This is a genomic window from Dolichospermum heterosporum TAC447 (assembly GCF_024584745.1).
In the GTDB taxonomy this organism is placed as follows: Bacteria; Cyanobacteriota; Cyanobacteriia; order Cyanobacteriales; family Nostocaceae; genus Dolichospermum; species Dolichospermum heterosporum.
In genome coordinates, this window is record NZ_CP099464.1 from 2,502,265 (window position 1) to 2,519,796 (window position 17,532).

The window sequence follows — 17,532 nt, forward strand, 5'->3', positions numbered from 1 at the left end:
CCATAATTACTTCTTGTCCCTCACTTGCATGGGAACTGCTATAAAAAATTACTCCCTACTTATCTTTTGGTTATATTTTTGCCAAATAGATTTAAATGGCTGTACTAATAAATTAATTGGATTATTAAATAAACTTGATTCCCCATCTGATAGACCAAAATCAAGCTTTTCATAACTTTGCGGTACGTATAAAGTCCCAAATATCCAGTCCCAAAAAGACAGAATGTAACCAAAGTTCTTATCATAATGCTTTGGCTCAACACTATGATGAATGTGATGTTGGGCAGGACTCATCAACACATGACTAACCCCATGAGGGTAGTTCAACCAAATATGAGAATGTCGTAAGTTGGCGACAGTTAGATAAAATAGAAATATTTCCCAGTTAACTCCATAAATAGATAAATAGGAGACTTGATTTCCAAATAAATAAACCCAGATCCCTGTAGTAAAACCTAGTATTACTGTCGCCACGCTCATACTTAAAAGCAAATCAAGGGGATGAGAACGATAAACAGTCATTGGAGTTAATACATCCGCAGAATGATGGACTTTATGAAATTCCCAAAAGAATGAACTTCTATGAGCTAAATAATGGTAACAATAATAGGCAAAATCCCCCGCCAAAGCTACAACAATACTCAATGTGACATAATGATACCACTGAGGATGGGTAATTAAAAAAGGCGTTGTTAAGTGCGTAATTTCTGTTAAATAATCACAAATGATATTTGCTAGATTTGGTAGAGATAATATAATTGGCAATATTACAAATATTTCTAAGAGGGAAGATAAAAAATAATACTTGTATTCGGCGATCGCTGAAGGATGTAAATAAACCTCTTTGGGAAAAAGATACTGACTTAAACTTATCTGTTTGTCTTGTTGAGATAACCCTAATTTATAGATAATTAAAGCTATTAACAAGGCCGAAAGTATATATAACCAATAAATCGGAGATGAACTTGTCAATGGCACTAGAAATGGATAAAAAATCCGCAAATTTTGTATTTGTGTCATTATCTTAGATATTGGAAAAATAGAAATTTAGTAGATAATCGCAAAAATTATCCGGGAGTTTGGTGTTTTAAGTAAAATATGCCCGCACTCTATACACAAAATGTATAGCTTGTTTTTGGTATTTTCTAATCCATGCACTATATCATGTAAAACTTATAACAGAACCTAATTATTTGCAAACCCTAATTAAGCTTAAAAATCAGGAAAAAACAGATATCAAAATTCAAAATCGTTTAATTACTTATTTATCATCAGCTTTATACGGCTTCTTACGCTGTATTATAGTTATGGTATTGTTTCCAAAATTACCGAAATCGCCATAAAACTTTCCGGTGTTGCTGAGTAAAAATATGATTTTATTATGCCTACGGCACGCTGCGCGAACACGCAGAGGATCTCCAGGCGCAGAGAGTAAGAGTTTGAGAGATGGAATTTTCGACTTTCATACCTCAATTCACCAACGCCAACTTTCCATACAATAGCGCTGCTTCATGGACAGATTCCCCACTTCTGACATTAATTTATAGTTTGTGGACACAATAAATAAAAGAATTGGGGGATCTCTTATTGCCTTTTGACTTCCGCCCTGCGGTACTAGAGGTGTTAAATGTTTCCTAATGTCGGCTTGTTGATAAAATATTAATGGCATTAAACCGAAACATTGAAAACTGGTGATGAATTCATGTACGACAACCAACTACCTTTATACACACACAGTCTGAGAGTGGGTTTAGTGGGAACAGGCTATGCAGCTAAACTCAGGGCTGAGGCATTGCAACAAGATCCCCGAACTGATTTAGTAGCGATAGCTGGTAATCTTGAAAGGACAGCGGTTTTAGCCCAAGAATATGCAACTGTGGCGATGGATTCTTGGCAACAGCTAGTAGAACGAGACGATTTAGATATGGTGGTCATCTGCACCATTAACCGAGATCATGGTAAAATTACCCGTGCAGCTTTAGAATCTGGCAAAGACGTTATTGTTGAATATCCCTTATCTGTGGATGTCAAAGAAGCAGAAGAACTGATTGCTTTAGCAAAAAGAGTAAACAAGCTTTTGCACGTCGAACACATTGAATTATTGGGGGGTTGGCATCAAACTTTAAAACAACACTTAGACCAAATTGGTGATTTGTTTTATATTCGCTATAGCACCCTGAATCCCCAGCATCCAGCCCCGCGGAAGTGGACTTATAATCATGATATGTTTGGCTTCCCCCTAATTGGGGCGTTATCTCGGTTAAATCGGCTGATTGATTTGTTTGGTGAAGTCCTCACTGTCAATTGTCACCAACGATATTGGGAAACTGAGCCTGATTATTACCAAACCTGTTTATGTTCAGCCCAATTATGCTTTGAAAGTGGACTACTGGCACAGGTAATTTATGGCAAAGGTGAAACTTTGTGGCAATCAGAACGTAAATTAGAAGTTCAAGGTGAAAAAGGGGAGATAATTCTCGATGGTGATACGGGAATGCTAGTGTCAGCAGCCGGAACAAAGTTGATTGAAGTGGGTACTCGTCGGGGTTTATTTGCTAAAGATACGACTATGGTATTAGATCATCTATGCGATGGTAGTCCTTTATATATCACCCCAGAACAAAGCTTGTATACTCTAAAGGTAGCAGATGCTGCAAGCAGGGCAGCGACAACTGGATTAACTATATTTTTAAAAGAGTAGATAGAAAATTGATGAAAACCGAAACCATAGTCATTTTATCCCAGCGAGAAATCGAAAAAATGCGCCGTGCTGGCAGTTTAGCGGCTAAGTTGTTACAACATCTAGAACCTTTAGTTAAACCGGGAGTTAGCACTCTGCAATTAAATGATGAAGCGGAAAGATGGACTCAGAAGCATGGAGCAAAGAGCGCACCTTTAGGTTATAAAGGTTATCCTAAGTCTATTTGTACAAGTGTGAATGAGGTGATTTGTCACGGTATTCCCAATGCTAAACAAATTCTCAAGGATGGGGACATTATTAATATAGATGTTACACCCATTGTTGAGGGTTATCATGGTGATACATCAAAAACATTTCTAGTGGGTAATCCTTCCCCCACAGCCCAAAAATTAGTAGAAGTAACTCAAGAGTGTCTGCGGTTGGGAATTGCAGAGGTTAAACCAGGGGCAAAAATTGGAGATATTGGCGCAGCAATTCAAGAATATGCGGAATCTTTTGGTTTTTCAGTGGTGCGGGATTTTGTGGGACATGGAATTAGTAATATTTTCCATACTGCACCAGATGTTCCCCATTATGGCATTAGGGGTAGAGGGAAGAAACTGAGAGCCGGGATGGTGTTTACCATTGAACCGATGATTAATGAAGGAACTCATGAAGCCCAAATGCTTGGAGATGGTTGGACTGCGGTAACAAGCGATCGCCTCCTGTCTGCTCAATTTGAGCATACCATTGCTGTCACCGAAGATGGCGTAGAAATTCTGACTTTACCAGAAAATTAATATTGCAGGAGTCAGGAGTCAGGAGTCAGGAGTCAGGAGGAAGAAGGAGGGGGTAGAAACAGAAAACGCTGTTTACTGTCAACGAATTTGGACGTTGATTTGATAGGTTTTTAAGGGCGGAATATTTCTTTCCCAGGGACGTAAATAATGAAGTTCTAGCACTGCTAAACCCGAATTTTGGGCTAAAAACCGGAAAACCTGATTTTCAGATGCTCCTGGGACTTCTGTCTCTAACGGTTTTAATACTGAATCTCCCAAAGGTTTGAGTTTGTCAGGATCATTTTTAATAATTTGCCAACTGTAGCCTGTTCCTGGATTAGTTAACAATTCAACAATCATCATATTACCTTTTTGAATAATAATCTGACTGTTATTGTTAGCATCATTCACAGTGATTTCTGATTTAGACATAGGAGGATTAGCCGCATTACTAACTTGAAAAATAATAGTCAAGCTAGTTAACAGAGAAATAATTAAAAAAACTCGCTTGCTAAGGGACATACAGCACTTTCTGATGTTAGGAGTGATTTTTTTTCATCTCGTTCCCAGTCTCTGACTGGGAACGAATTCTAGAAGGCTCTGCCTTCAATGAGATTATACTCCGCAAGGGAATAAATCGAGCTTTTGCTTAAAGGTAATATATGGATGTAAAAACGCAAGTTATTACCTTTTCAAGTATTGAGGCAGAGCCTCATCAACTGCATTCCTAGTCAGAGACTAGGAACGAAATGTGGTAGGGATTTGAGCTTAAGTTGACAGCTAAAGTCAAAACAATTATCGAGAGATGTTTTTGGAATTAACTTTAATTAATTCTGGATTGATTTTTAACGGAGTGATTTTTTTCAACAAGTCAGGAGAAAGCTTGTAGAAATTGCTTCTAGCTTGAGTCCAAGCTGCGCCATAACCAATGCTATTGCTGTTATAGCCAATCCACATATAACCATTATCACCCCAACCTGTACCCCAAGAATTCTTGATTAACCAGGCTTGTTTTTGATCATCCCAACCAATGAGGGTGACACCATGATTAATAGGACCATTTGCTTGCTCGTTAAATACGCCGCTAACATAACCTTGGAAAGCCGGAGTAACCCGCACTGCAACTGTTAAGGGTCCATATTTACACATAGCCTGTTTCATTTCTGCAACTGTGGGAATACCGCCGTTGGGTTTAACATATCCCCAGGCTATGGAACGGTAAGGAGCGTCTACGCTGGGATTGTAGGGATTGTTGGTGGCGGTGTAGGGTACGGTGGCTTCTGTGGCTGTGCCTTTGTTAATGAGGAAATCAAATGCTTTGGACCACCAACCCCCACCACAACTACCTGCACCACCCCAGTTAATAATTTGCTGTTCGGAAGCATCAGCAGTGGAGTTATTGCGAATGAGGTTATTCCCTTCGTAAGCTCCCAAGGTAGCAAATGCCCAACAACTACCGCAACCTCCTTGGTTACGAACTGGGGTAACTTTATTTAAATTCCGCCAGTCAAAGGATTTGGCTGAGGCAAAACAGCTATTACGTTTAATTAATTGTAATTCAGGGATTACGCCGGGATTGATCCGTTCAAATTTCTCACGTTCGGCTGAATCAAGATTTAAGATTTGTGCAGCAACGGCGTTTTGGATGTTAGCCTGTGTCGGTAAATCATCCGGTGCTTGGGTGGCGGCTAGTTGCTCTAGTTTATAATCTAAGGCTGTGGTGTAACCTACTTGAAAGGTGAGGTTTTTTAACTGGATATCCCGGCGTAATTCCAGTAATTGATTTTTAATGATTAAGGGAGCTTTTTGTTCGCGCTCCAGATAAAGGGGATTGATTTTGATTGGCGATAAATTTTTATCTACAGTTTGAGATGCGGGGATTCTTATTTGGGTTTTAACTGGTTGAGCAAGGGCTATGTTCTGGAAGATTCCTAAACTCAATAAAGCCGCAGTAGATATTTGCAGAAATTTGGAACTTTTCATCAAGTTAAATGCTCCTTAAACTTGTTAGTTCAGTTTTAGTTCTGTTTTTTAAAGATTTTTTTACCCATTACAGGGTAAGTAGTGAGACAGAATTAATTACACAATGTCATTGCGTTAGCGTTGCGTGGCGTTAGCCATATGGAACGAAGTGAAATAAAGCAATTCCAATGGTTGTGATTGCTTCCCTTCCCTCGCAATGACTGTAAATATTTTTGTCCAATTACTTATTGCCGTTGACCTGTGGTTTATAGGTTTAGTTCCAAGATTTTTGAATATTAAGAATTGTCAATTTCCTGTTAGAGGATGTTTTAAAAGTGGTGTTCCGTAATTTTCATCACATTGCTACCCCCCTTTCCCCTTGTAAAGGGGGGTAACAATAAAAATCCAGTTCCCTCCCCTTGTAAAGGGGAGGGTTAGGGAGGGGTAAAAAATATTTGATACATCAACCATAACTTTTCAAACACCCTCTTAGATAGGTCAAAGAGAAAGTTTGAGGAATTACGCAACTGGTACATTGGTAGGGTGCGTCAGACTACATAAATCCTGCAAATAAACAGATTTTTGGTGTGGCACTTGCGTAAGTTGTAACGTTATAACTATACAACTAAAGTTCAAGTAAGGCTATACTTGTTAAGTTGAATACTTTATACAAGGTTGATTTAATATAAGTAGGTGAACACAATAAAACCAAACTGTGTAAAGAAACGTAAAATCGCCCAAACCCTCTTGCCTCTTGCCTTGCCATAACGACAATTTTCAACGCCAACCTACTTAGCATTTTCGTTGATTTTTATTCAAAATTCTAGTTATTATGAAAATAAAATCATCAATCAGGAGTTTTAAGGGTCAGTAACCCAGCCCTAAAGGGACTGGGCTTGCAAGAGTAATCAAGCAAGCCGTACTGACCAGACCACCCTGAGCGACTTGCCCTGACTTGTGCCGAGCGAAGTCGAGGTAGCGAAGTCGAAGGGAGTCGAAGGGTAGCCGTTATTTGAGTCACGACACCCCGGAATGCGAAGCTAGTTCCCTGCTCTGTCGCTTGTGATTAAACAGTTCTAAGGTCACTGGAACAGTGTTGCAAGCTCAAGCAAGCTCTTATAACAGGTCGTTCGCGCAGCGTGCCGGAGGCATCTAGCTAACATTACCCCAGAAATGGGAGTTGGTTTCCAGGTTCCAATCAAAAATCTGGCTTCAATTTTAATATCCACAGCGGTTAAAATCGCTCGTGTCGTTTCCCTCTCAGGTCTAAAGACGCGCTCGTTTCCCACTTACCGGGTATTCTTATGAAACAAAATACTCTTCCTATTAATTTGTCTCAAGAAGAAATTAATCATTTTTGTCAAAGTCACTCGATTCGCAAGTTGTCTTTATTTGGTTCAGTATTAAGAGATGATTTTACAAAAGAGAGTGATGTTGATGTTTTAGTAGAATTTGCACCGGGAAAAACTCCTGGTTTAGCTATTATTACGATGGAGGATGAGTTATCAAGGATAATAAATAGGCAGATAGATTTAAGAACAGCAGCCGATTTAAGTCGTTATTTTCGTGAGCAAGTCTTAATAGAAGCCATGGTTATTTATGAGCAAAATTGATGATTTAACTCGGCTAAAACACATCAAAGATTCGGCAAGGGAAGCGTTATATTTTGTAAAGAGTCGCAGGAGAGAGGATTTAGATGATGATAGAATGCTATCTTTAGCTCTAGTAAGATTAGTTGAAATTATGGGTGAAGCGGCTAATCATGTTTCTGAATCTTGCCAATCTAAGTATTTAAAAATACCTTGGCGACAAATCATCGGCATGAGAAACCGTATGGTTCATGCGTATTTTGATGTTGATTTAGATATTGTCTGGCAAGTAATCACTAAAGATTTACCTTTACTTTTAATTGAGGTTGAAAAGGGCAATTAAAGATTTAGAAACTTAAAGAATACTAAATTTTATCTCCCTAATTTATTGGGAATCCCTTCACAACCACCGGGAATTGTCTGTCTGGTTTTTTCTCCACACCAAGTACAGCAATAGTAACGGGTAGATTCGGACATTCTTTGAGCGTTGGTGAAGTCGGCATTTTCGATAACTGCGCCGGTCTGTTCTCCTGTTTCGTAGTTGGGTGGTTCGCTGCGACTGCGGGGGGATGCCTGTTCAGGTAAACCATAAAATAGGCGGACTCCATTTAAGTCGGCGTTGCTTAAATTGGCATCATATAAGATTGTGCGGGAAAGGTTGGCTTTGACTAAATCGCAATTGCTAAGATTAGCACGAATGAGGTTAGCTTCACTTAAATCTGTCCAGCGTAAATCATTGTCGGCTAAATCTGCACCTGCTAACATGACACCTAAGTCAATGACGCGCACTCCTTCTAAACGATCTTCGGCATAACCACCACTACCATCTAGAATAGCTCTTCCTAGTCGGCGATCGCGCTGGAGGGGAGAGAGTAATTTGGAACGGGAGAGAAATCGCAGAATTTTGGCTTTACCACTGCCATCTACACTACTAAATATAGCGGCGGTGCGTCCTTCAGCGATCGCTCTTTCTTGTGGCCAATCTTCTAATAATCCTTCTTCATCTAAGACTAGGTCAGAAATTCCTTGAAAGTAGGAATCTATGGTTTGCTGTTGGGTAATAATGTTTTGCTGTACAGTTAGCAGGTTTTGTTGAATGGTGAGGTCTTTGGAAATTACATATTGTCGCCATGCTACATAAACGGCGATAATAGCAATGGCAATTTGTCCCAATGCTCCAAACCATTCTGCTAAAGTTCCAGAAGCATCCCAGTTAACTCTTTTTCCCCAACTCAGTAAACCACTACCCAAATTAGTAAATCTGAATAAGCCAATTATTGCTACTATTACTCCTATTAAGCCAATGAATACATTTCTATCTTGGGGTGAAAACCATTCTTGAATGATATTTTGCAGCCAGGGGAACAGGATTAACAGTGATAAAATCAAGGTTGCTAAAGTTCCCAAAATCCCCAGAAATGAGTTATTAATGACAATACTAATGATAGTTGTGGCGATCGCCAAACTGGTAAATAATAAAATTCTTGGGGTAATAGCAGTTTGCAAACTGGAGTTACTTTCCACAAGAAACGCAGCCCCCTTGCTCATGTTCGCCTTGAATGCAGATTGTCCGAATATTTGTTTTTTTCCTAATCCTGCTGTTAGTAATGATTGATCACTACCACCAGGTTCTAATTCATCTTTTTGATTTATTTCTGAGTTGGATGAGTCAGGTTCAATACTCATATTTTTTAATTTCCTCCCATCGTCTCATTATCAATTTAATCGCTGTCAAAACACCTGTCTTCACAGTATTATATAATCTTTATCCGCAATCTCAGATCAATCTGGACAATTGATCACAGATAAATGCGGATAATTATGGTTCTGTGCGGTCGTAAATCAAATTTTTGTCCCCACAAGCAACAAGCAGGTAATTTTATCACGAATCATTTAGAATTTTTATGTGGGATGATTCTTTTTTTTGACAACTCACCGAATGACTCCGCTACAACAGCTATAAATAAGATCCCCGACTTCTTAGAGAAGTCGGGGATCTGACTCTGGCAGATATGGTATGATATTCATACTTTATGAAAACCTTATCCAAATTTTCATCTTGAGTTTACATAAATAAAAAACAATTAGTAATGATTAGTTGATTTCGATACGACTCTAAAGTTTCCATCAGTTTTAGGATAAATTATATGATTTTTGTAGGTGCAACATGGTAGTTTGGCGAAAATTAATTGCCTCTAGTTTAATTAGTTTTCTGGCGATTGGCTGTAGTGATTTGGCAAATTCTTCTCCAGATAATACTCAACAAGTTGCCCAGGAAAGCAATGTTAATCAACTAATTACAGAGGTGCAAGATAGTCAAAAAGCCAAAAATTTATTACTACAAGGTAATGGTTTGTTGGATACCCATCGTTATCAAGAAGCTTTAAATGTATATAATCAGGTCATAGCTATTAAAGCTGATAGTGCGGAGACTTGGGTAAATCGTGGTAATGCTTTAATTGCTTTGCAACAGTATCCAGAAGCGGTAGAATCTTATGATAAGGCGATCGCTATTCGCCCAAATAAAGATGAGGCTTGGTATAATCGTGGTAATGCTTTAACGGCTTTAGGAAATTATGAAAAAGCTGTTAAATCTTATGATGAAGCGATCGCTATTCACTCCAATAAACATGAAGCTTGGATTAACCGAGGCATTGCTCTGACTAAATTACAACGCTACAAAGAAGCTTTGGCATCTTATAATCAAGCAATTACTATTCAACCCAATTTGCACCAAGCATATTATAACAAGGCTTGTAATTATGCCTTGCAAAATAATCTGGAACTAGCAATTGATAACCTGAAAAAAGCTATTCAACTTGTACCCAAAAAATATCAAGATTTAGCGAAAACCGACCCAGATTTTGCTAAAATTCGCGGTGAACAGCGGTTTCAGCAATTGTTACATTGACACTCTCCGGTCTAAAGACCTATACTCAAAACGGCTAGAAGCTGGACTTTTTTATCATACAAAGAACAAGGTTCAAAGCCTTTCCCAAACCCTCTCCTAAGAAGAGAGGAAAAAGGAATAACATTTAATACTAGAGAGATTTACCAGAGGGGGTTCATATTTGGTTAAACTTATGAACCATTTGCAGTATATCACCTTCCCAGATTTAAGGGACTTCCAAATAAAAAAACACTCAGCTACCTAACGCAAAAAATCTCTCAAACCCTCATTCCTCCGTGTCCTCTGTGCCTCTGTGGTTCGTTTATTAGGGTAATTTATTTCTTGGAAGTCCCTAAGACTATTCTTACAAAAGAAGGGAACAGGGAACTCTTAACAGGGAGCAAATAAGAAACACTCATTTGCACCAGTTTAGAGCTTCAGTCAAAAAAAGGATGTTTTTAAAAGATGCGTAGCACGAAAAAAACAGTGTCATTATTTCAATCTCATGTTTTTAAACATGAGTTTTTCCTGTTCCCTGTTGCCCGTTCCCTGTTCCCTCTGAATTTCCCCTAATTTTTCCTCCTGACTTCTGACTCCTGCTAATATGTCCCAACTTCAACGCATCACTGTTCATCCCCAACAACTTCAAGCTAACAAACTTGTATTAACACCTCAACAACAACATTATTTGCTGCGGGTATTGCGCTTGCGAGATGGTGATAAATTTATTGTTATGGATGGTATGGGGAAATGGTGGTTAGCGCAGTTACGAGGGGAACAAGGAGAGATTTTAGAACCGCTGGAGGTAAAAACTGAATTACCTGTGGCTATTACCTTGATGATGGCATTACCCAAAGGCAATGGATTTGATGAAATTGTCCGGTGTTGTACTGAGTTAGGGGTAACTTGTATTGCACCTATTTTGAGCGATCGCACCCTATTAAATCCTAGCCCCCAAAAACTAGAACGTTGGCGGCGTATAGCATCAGAAGCCGCTGAACAGTCAGAACGGGCTGTAGTTCCCACCATCCTCCAACCAGTAGCTTTCAACACTGCTATCAAAGAAAATTATGCCACTCATCGTTATATCTGTGAAGCTCGTGGAGATTATCCTCATTTACAGCAGATAATCAATAAAACCGCCAATGAGATCATTATTGCCATTGGACCAGAAGGAGGTTGGACAAATCAAGAAATAGAAATAGCCAAAGAATCAGGATTTGGTCCCATTTCCTTGGGTCGTCGGATTCTTCGCGCAGTCACCGCACCCATAGTTGCCATATCTTTAATAGCAGCAAATTTTGAATGATATCTTGGAAACCATCAAAACAACACCTGATTATTTTTACCCGCTACCCAGAACCAGGGACAACAAAAACCCGGTTAATACCTGTTTTGGGTGACGTTGGTGCTGCTAACTTGCACAAACAAATGACCGAACACACTATTTTTCAGGTCAAAGAACTGCAAAGGACAACCAGAGTATCCGTAGAAGTGCGGTTTACAGGTGGTAATTTGGAAAAAATGCAAAATTGGTTAGGAAATGATTTAAAATATCAATCTCAGGGCAAAGGAGATTTGGGAGCAAGAATGGAGCGATCGCTCATCAATGCGTTTAATCAAAAAGCAGAGCGAGTCATCATCATTGGTACAGACTGCCCTGATCTAAACTCGCAAATTTTAACAACCGCCTTCGAGGAATTAAAAGTTTGTAATCTTGTCCTGGGTCCTGCCCTAGACGGTGGTTATTATTTAATTGGGTTACAACAACCAATAGCAGAATTATTTACAAATATTTCCTGGGGAACCGCTCAAGTATTTGTAAAAACAGTAGAAATTGCCCAGAAGTTAAACTTATCAATGAGCTATCTGCAAACTTTAGCAGATATTGATCGTCCAGAGGATCTTAACCCCACTTTCTGATGTTATGAGGTACAGTTTTCAATCGCCAAACCTGTAGGGGCGCAGGGTCTGCGCCCTCCACTATATTTCATGAAACCGAGAATTGCTGTAACACCTAAACTGTTTTACTTGACAAATTCTTGTCGTTCATTCAGGGAAAAACTTGATACACTAATCTTTATCAAACATTCTCCTAAATTCTGATTTTAAAAAAACTATGTTTAAATTCCCGCAAGCATTCCCCGTACTAGGCTTACCAGTGCATATAATGAATAATTATCCAAACTGGTTATTAGATTGTTTAAAAGCAGGTAAAGGGACTCACGTAGTCACCCTCAATGCCGAAATGACTATGCAAGCAGAGCGCAATCTCCCATTAGCAAAAATTATTAAAAATGCTGAATTAGTTATTCCTGACGGCGCAGGAGTAGTTCTCTATTTACAATTTTTATTAGGACAAAAAGTCCAACGGTTTCCCGGAATTGAATTAGCCGAGAAACTTTTACAAACAATAGCTCAAGAGCAAACATCCACCTCAATATTTTTCTATGGAGGCGCACCAGGAATAGCCGCCAAAGCCGCAGATTTATGGCAGAAACAACTTCCCACCCTCAAAATATCTGGTACACATTCTGGTTATCATTCCCCAGCAGCAGAAGAACAGTTATTGCAAACTCTCATCCAAATCCAGCCACAGGTAATATTTGTTGGTTTGGGAGTACCACGGCAAGAATTATGGATTGCTGAACACCGTCATTTGTGTCCCCACTCAATTTGGATAGGTGTTGGTGGTAGTTTTGATATTTGGTCAGGTGGAAAAACTCGCGCCCCCCGTTGGTTAGCAAATAATAACTTAGAATGGCTATATAGACTATATCAAGAACCTTGGCGCTGGCAACGAATGTTAGCCTTACCAGAGTTCGCCTTTAAATCCTTAATTTATCGTTGGACTCATAAAGATGTCAATAGTTGGGAGTTCTGAGTGCAACGGTAATAGGGAAACAGTTCGCAACGTAGGGGCGCAGGGTCTGCGCCCAGAATTCGATAACAACAACAATGAGAAATCTGTAATGTACCAAATTATTGATAATGGTGCGTTACGCTGTCGCTAACACACCCTACTAAAAAATTTTTGCATATTTTGCACAAATGCTACAGTGCTTTCTAGATGAATATTATGTGCAATTTGATCAATTATTTGTAATTTAACAAAGTTACATTTTTTGGTAACTTCCATATTAATTTTCATAAATTTTTCATCTTTCTCACCAACTAATAATAATAGAGGAATAGTATTTTTAGGTAGAAATTCCCATAAACTAGGTTGAGAACCTGTTCCCATAAATTGCAGTGATTTAACTAAATTTAGCGGATTATTTGCTAATCTACTGGCTATCATAGATTGGTATTGTGGATGATTTTTAATATCCCCAAAAATTGGCTGTTGATACCAATTATGGAGAAAGTGAACAAAATCATCTTTATTTGTCATTCTCGTTAATTTTTTGGCTATTTGAGCATCACTTTTAATTCTAGCCAACCTTGCGGTTTCTGTTGCTAAACCAGGAGAAGCAGATTCTAGGATAACTTTAATAAATCTTTGGGGAAAATGCAGAGTCAGATATAAGGCTAATCTTCCTCCCATTGAGTAACCAATTAAATAACACTGGTCAATTTTTAATTGATCTAATAATTGGATAATGGCTGCGGCTGTAGATGCCATTGTATAACATTCATCGTCTAAAACATGAGTTTTGCCATGTCCCGGTAAATCAATGGTAAGATGGGAAAAATCATCAACTAGTAGTTTTATCGCTTGATCAAATTCATAAATATTCCCCATGAAGCCATGTAAAAACAGAATTATTGGTTTGTTTGGTTGATGATTTAAAGAATAGTGAAATTGATATTTATGGATAATCAAGGCAAAAATCTATCTAAAGCGGCTTTTAATTGTTCAATTTCTGATTCTATATTACCTGCTTGAGCGGCTCTACCAATACATTCAGTTAAATGTTCGTCTAGGACAATTCGTGCTACTTTATCTAATGCTCCTCGCACGGCGGCAATTTGTAATAATACATCAGGACATGGCGTATTTTGTTGTACCATTGTCTTGATTCCGCGAACGTGACCTTCTATACGTGATAGTCGGTTAATAATCCGCCGTAAGGACTCTTCACTGTGGACATGAGGATGAACAGAATCAATGTGTGTATGATCCGTATGACTGTGATTGTGGATATGTTCGCCTGGTTCTGATACAGGTGAGGAGTCGTTTGTGATGGGGGTTGCTCCATTCATGAGTTGTTCTATGAATATTGGTTTTGGCATTTTGGCTCTAAGTAGTGAGACAGAATTAATTACACAATGTCATTGCGTTAGCGTTGCGTGGCGTTAGCCATAGGGAACGAAGTGAAATGAAGCAATCGCCAGGGTTGTGATTGCTTCCCTTCGCTCGCAATGACTGTAAATATTTTTGTCCAATTACTTAATCAATATTTTAGCCTAGAGAGATAGGAATTTTGTATGTTGTTTAACTGCTGCTACTGAATTAGTGACAGATGGGAAATATTCATGTTTGAGCCAAGATTTGGCAAAATCCCCGAAACGTGAAAATGTCAATAAACTAGAATGAGATGTAGATAGATTTATCAAGAAACAGCAAAAACTAGGCTTGTAGATTAGGTTGTGATTATGCGATTTTTTCAAATGCCTCGGTCTATTAGACAACTCAGTACCCATGTGTTAGCGATTTTTATGGGAGTGGTGTTGACTGTCACTTCCCTGCGGGTGTTACCTTCAGCAGCAGAACCGGGACCAAATCCTGTCACTGAGTCATTCACACAAGTTGCTCAAAAACCATCTTCTGCTACTGCTGTCATTGGTAGTCATAGTTTTGTGACAGCAGCGGTGAATCGTGTGGGTGCGGCGGTGGTGAGAATTGATACTGAACGAACGATTACTCGCCGCAATGATCCGATGATGGAAGATCCATTTTTTCGGCGGTTTTTTGGTGATAGCTTTCCCCAACAATCACCGACGGAACAATTACGGGGTTTAGGTTCTGGTTTTATTCTTGACAAAAGCGGCGTAATTCTCACTAATGCTCACGTAGTTGATAAGGCTGATAAGGTTACAGTCCGTCTAAAAGATGGTCGGACTTTTGAGGGTAAGGTGAAAGGCATTGATGAAGTTACGGATTTGGCTGTAGTTAAGATTAATGCTGGTAAAGATTTACCTGTTGCTCCTTTGGGTGCTTCTAATAATGTTCAGGTGGGAGATTGGGCGATCGCGGTGGGTAATCCGTTAGGATTTGATAATACTGTTACCTTGGGGATTGTCAGCACCCTAAAACGTTCGAGCGCTCAAGTAGGAATCAGTGATAAACGGTTAGATTTCATCCAGACTGACGCAGCTATTAACCCCGGTAACTCTGGTGGACCATTATTAAATGGTTTAGGCGAAGTGATTGGAATTAATACCGCAATTCGCGCCGATGCGATGGGGATTGGGTTTGCAATTCCTATTGATAAGGCTAAGGCGATCGCTGTACAATTGCAACGAGATGGCAAAGTTGCTCACCCCTATTTAGGTGTGCAAATGGTGACATTAACACCGGAATTAGCAAAACAAAATAACAATGATCCTAATTCCATGTTTGCAATTCCTGAAGTTAAAGGAGTTTTAGTCATGCGAGTTGTCCCTAATTCTCCGGCTGCAACTGCGGGTATCCGTCGCGGTGATGTGATTGTACAGATTGATAGTAAAGAAATTACTAGTGCTGAACAGTTACAAGGTGTAGTGGAAGACAGTACCCTTGGTCAAGCGTTGCAGATAAAAGTGCAAAGAGGAAATCAGACACAGATGCTTTCCGTCCGCACCGCTGAGTTGAAAGACCTTTCTTAGTTAGTTTTGAGTATGGGGGTATGCTTCATTTAATGGTGTCAACCTATACTCAACACAACTTAATTATTTGATTCTGCGGGTAGGGGTAAAGCAAAAGCTTCATTGGTGTCAACTTAACGTAAAACCTCTATCCCGCAAAGAACTCAACTCGTCTCATTCCCAGTCTCTGACTGGGAATGAATTCTAGAAGGCTCTGCCTTCAATGATATTAGAGGCAGAGCCTCATCATCTCGTTCCTAGTCAGAGACTAGGAACGAGATGATGATAGCGTAGCGTGGCCTTAGCCATATTCCCAGTCTCATAGCAAAAGTTGTCTTTTCATCTCATTCCCAGTCTCTGACTGGGAATGAATTCTAGAAGGCTCTGCCTTCAATGATATTAGAGGCAGAGCCTCATTAACTGCATTCCTAGTCAGAGACTAGGAACGAGATGATGATAGCGTAGCGTGGCCTTAGCTATATTCCCAGTCTCATAGCAAAAGTTGTCTTTTGATGACTGAATAACTAGAAAATTTTTGAACTTGTTTAGGCTAAAATTCAGTAACCCAATTGGCTTGTTGGGGTACGGGAATATAAATTCCGGCTGCGTCTAAGGAGATTTTGAGACGACGACGGTATTCTCTGGCTACAGTCCATTGCTTGAGGGGCTGAGTTTTGATTAAGACGCGAATCATGATACCGCGATCGCTAAAATGTTCAACGCCTAAAACATTCGGCTTTTCCAGAATTTGATGTTGCCATTCAGGATCTTGACTCATCTCCAAACCCACATTTTCAATTAATTGTAAAGCTTTGTCTACATCAGCTTGATAAGAAATCGGAATACTTAAATCAGCCCGTGACCAGCGGCTGGAGAGATTAGCTACAATCTTGACTTCACTATTGGGAATGGTAATTAAACGCCCTTCTGAATCTCGAACTTGAGTCATTCGCAGATTCAACTTTTCCACCAAACCGCCCACAGTGCCGACGGTAATCATATCACCCAGAGCATATTGATCTTCAAAAATAATTAGAAAGCCGTTAATTGCGTCTTTGATTAAGTTTTGGGAAGCGAGAGATATAGCCACACCGACCAAACCGGCACCAGCCAGAAGAGGAACAATATTTATTCCCAAGGCAATTAAGGACATTAAAATTCCCGCACCTACCCAAATAATGGTGGTGATACTTTTAGTGACACCGGAAAATGTGGATATTCTCAATTGTAGACGTTCGGAAGTTTCTGGAGTTAGTAATGCTCCACCACTAATGATGGTAGAGGTAAAATGATCGATGATAGCATAAGTAAACCGGACTATGACATAAGTTCCCACACCAACAATAATTAATTTGATGGGAATTTTGGCAATGGTGAGAATCCCAATTTGTAAGGCTTGGGTAGCAGGAAATAGTCCTAAAATAATTAAATTGCCACTGACCCAAATTCCAGCTTGTGCAAGTTGAAATAGTCTGGTTTTAACTTCTTGAAGATGTTGCTGTTGTTGATTAATTAATTTGGTAATGGGTTGATCATCTAAGGAATTAGACTCAAATGATTTTAGTAAATTATTACTTAAACGTTTTTGGAAACGACGGACTCCCCAACTCATAATCATCATAGTGATGGTACTAGCAGTAGCAATACCAACTTGTTGGAAAAATTGAGTTTGCGTTTCTGGTTGTGGTTGGGTTAATGCTGTTTTGATAAATGCAGTTTTGTGTAAATTCTCTGGAGTTTGGGTTGTAGCTTTAGGTATAGGTACAATAGATATGATCATTGAACCCGTAATAGCTAAAAATTGAACTAGCACTCAAATACCTCCTTGGGTAACTCGCAAGG

Annotated in this window: 16 protein-coding genes; 9 read left to right on the plus strand and 7 right to left on the minus strand. The window is 39.3% G+C overall.

Annotation, left to right across the window (positions count from 1 at the left end; all coding sequences use genetic code 11):
• Window positions 1-48: 48 nt before the first annotated feature.
• Window positions 49-1,020: a sterol desaturase family protein gene (locus NG743_RS11230; RefSeq protein WP_257121996.1), complete on the minus strand. Its 972-nt coding sequence runs from the start codon at window positions 1,018-1,020 to the stop codon at window positions 49-51.
• A 682-nt stretch (window positions 1,021-1,702) separates the two neighbouring features.
• Here NG743_RS11230 and NG743_RS11235 point away from each other — a divergent pair.
• Together NG743_RS11235 and map are read left to right on the plus strand one after the other, a co-directional pair.
• On the plus strand, window positions 1,703-2,701 hold the full coding sequence (locus NG743_RS11235) for a Gfo/Idh/MocA family protein (RefSeq protein WP_027402884.1): 999 nt from the start codon (window positions 1,703-1,705) through the stop codon (window positions 2,699-2,701).
• Between the two features lie 11 nt (window positions 2,702-2,712).
• The gene (gene map, locus NG743_RS11240) at window positions 2,713-3,480 is read left to right on the plus strand and encodes a type I methionyl aminopeptidase (RefSeq protein ID WP_027402885.1); all 768 of its coding nucleotides are present in this window, start codon (window positions 2,713-2,715) and stop codon (window positions 3,478-3,480) included.
• A gap of 78 nt (window positions 3,481-3,558) precedes the next feature.
• On the opposite strand, the gene NG743_RS11245 is transcribed toward map, so the two are convergent.
• The gene (locus NG743_RS11245; RefSeq protein ID WP_257121997.1) at window positions 3,559-3,933 is read right to left on the minus strand and encodes a protease inhibitor I42 family protein; all 375 of its coding nucleotides are present in this window, start codon (window positions 3,931-3,933) and stop codon (window positions 3,559-3,561) included.
• Between the two features lie 321 nt (window positions 3,934-4,254).
• A complete protein-coding gene (locus tag NG743_RS11250; protein WP_193962197.1) occupies window positions 4,255-5,442 on the minus strand; it encodes a C1 family peptidase in 1,188 nt (395 codons plus the stop codon).
• 1,283 nt (window positions 5,443-6,725) lie between these two features.
• On the opposite strand from NG743_RS11250, the gene NG743_RS11255 reads away from it, so the two are divergent.
• A complete protein-coding gene (locus NG743_RS11255; protein ID WP_027402888.1) occupies window positions 6,726-7,034 on the plus strand; it encodes a nucleotidyltransferase family protein in 309 nt (102 codons plus the stop codon).
• Window positions 7,021-7,353 carry a HepT-like ribonuclease domain-containing protein gene (locus NG743_RS11260; protein WP_027402889.1) on the plus strand — a complete coding sequence of 111 codons (333 nt, stop codon included), beginning with the start codon at window positions 7,021-7,023 and terminating at the stop codon, window positions 7,351-7,353. Before NG743_RS11255 ends, NG743_RS11260 begins: the two co-directional genes overlap by 14 nt.
• A gap of 29 nt (window positions 7,354-7,382) precedes the next feature.
• Here NG743_RS11260 and NG743_RS11265 read toward each other — a convergent pair whose 3' ends face one another.
• Window positions 7,383-8,696 (minus strand): pentapeptide repeat-containing protein, encoded by a 1,314-nt coding sequence (locus NG743_RS11265; RefSeq protein ID WP_027402890.1) that lies wholly within the window; start codon window positions 8,694-8,696, stop codon window positions 7,383-7,385.
• 481 nt (window positions 8,697-9,177) lie between these two features.
• Here NG743_RS11265 and NG743_RS11270 point away from each other — a divergent pair, with 481 nt between their 5' ends.
• The 4 genes from NG743_RS11270 (at window position 9,178) to NG743_RS11285 (ending at window position 12,784) form a co-directional block, all read left to right on the plus strand.
• Window positions 9,178-9,921, plus strand: coding sequence for a tetratricopeptide repeat protein (locus NG743_RS11270; RefSeq protein ID WP_027402891.1), 744 nt, complete (start codon window positions 9,178-9,180; stop codon window positions 9,919-9,921).
• A 583-nt stretch (window positions 9,922-10,504) separates the two neighbouring features.
• Window positions 10,505-11,209 carry a 16S rRNA (uracil(1498)-N(3))-methyltransferase gene (locus NG743_RS11275; protein WP_193964754.1) on the plus strand — a complete coding sequence of 235 codons (705 nt, stop codon included), beginning with the start codon at window positions 10,505-10,507 and terminating at the stop codon, window positions 11,207-11,209.
• The gene (locus NG743_RS11280) at window positions 11,206-11,823 is read left to right on the plus strand and encodes a TIGR04282 family arsenosugar biosynthesis glycosyltransferase (RefSeq protein ID WP_039204844.1); all 618 of its coding nucleotides are present in this window, start codon (window positions 11,206-11,208) and stop codon (window positions 11,821-11,823) included. Before NG743_RS11275 ends, NG743_RS11280 begins: the two co-directional genes overlap by 4 nt.
• Window positions 11,824-12,019: 196 nt before the next feature.
• Window positions 12,020-12,784: a WecB/TagA/CpsF family glycosyltransferase gene (locus NG743_RS11285; protein WP_027402894.1), complete on the plus strand. Its 765-nt coding sequence runs from the start codon at window positions 12,020-12,022 to the stop codon at window positions 12,782-12,784.
• A gap of 126 nt (window positions 12,785-12,910) precedes the next feature.
• On the opposite strand, the gene menH is transcribed toward NG743_RS11285, so the two are convergent.
• Complete coding sequence (gene menH / locus NG743_RS11290) at window positions 12,911-13,726, minus strand: 2-succinyl-6-hydroxy-2,4-cyclohexadiene-1-carboxylate synthase (protein ID WP_257121998.1); 816 nt, start codon at window positions 13,724-13,726, stop codon at window positions 12,911-12,913.
• Window positions 13,723-14,106: a metal-sensing transcriptional repressor gene (locus NG743_RS11295; protein ID WP_027402896.1), complete on the minus strand. Its 384-nt coding sequence runs from the start codon at window positions 14,104-14,106 to the stop codon at window positions 13,723-13,725. The genes menH and NG743_RS11295 overlap by 4 nt, the downstream gene beginning before the upstream one ends.
• A 393-nt stretch (window positions 14,107-14,499) precedes the next feature.
• On the opposite strand from NG743_RS11295, the gene NG743_RS11300 reads away from it, so the two are divergent.
• Complete coding sequence (locus tag NG743_RS11300; protein WP_027402897.1) at window positions 14,500-15,711, plus strand: HhoA/HhoB/HtrA family serine endopeptidase; 1,212 nt, start codon at window positions 14,500-14,502, stop codon at window positions 15,709-15,711.
• Window positions 15,712-16,240: 529 nt separating this feature from the next.
• Here the strand turns inward: NG743_RS11300 and NG743_RS11305 are convergent.
• Window positions 16,241-17,503: a mechanosensitive ion channel family protein gene (locus NG743_RS11305; protein WP_257121999.1), complete on the minus strand. Its 1,263-nt coding sequence runs from the start codon at window positions 17,501-17,503 to the stop codon at window positions 16,241-16,243.
• Window positions 17,504-17,532: the final 29 nt, after the last annotated feature.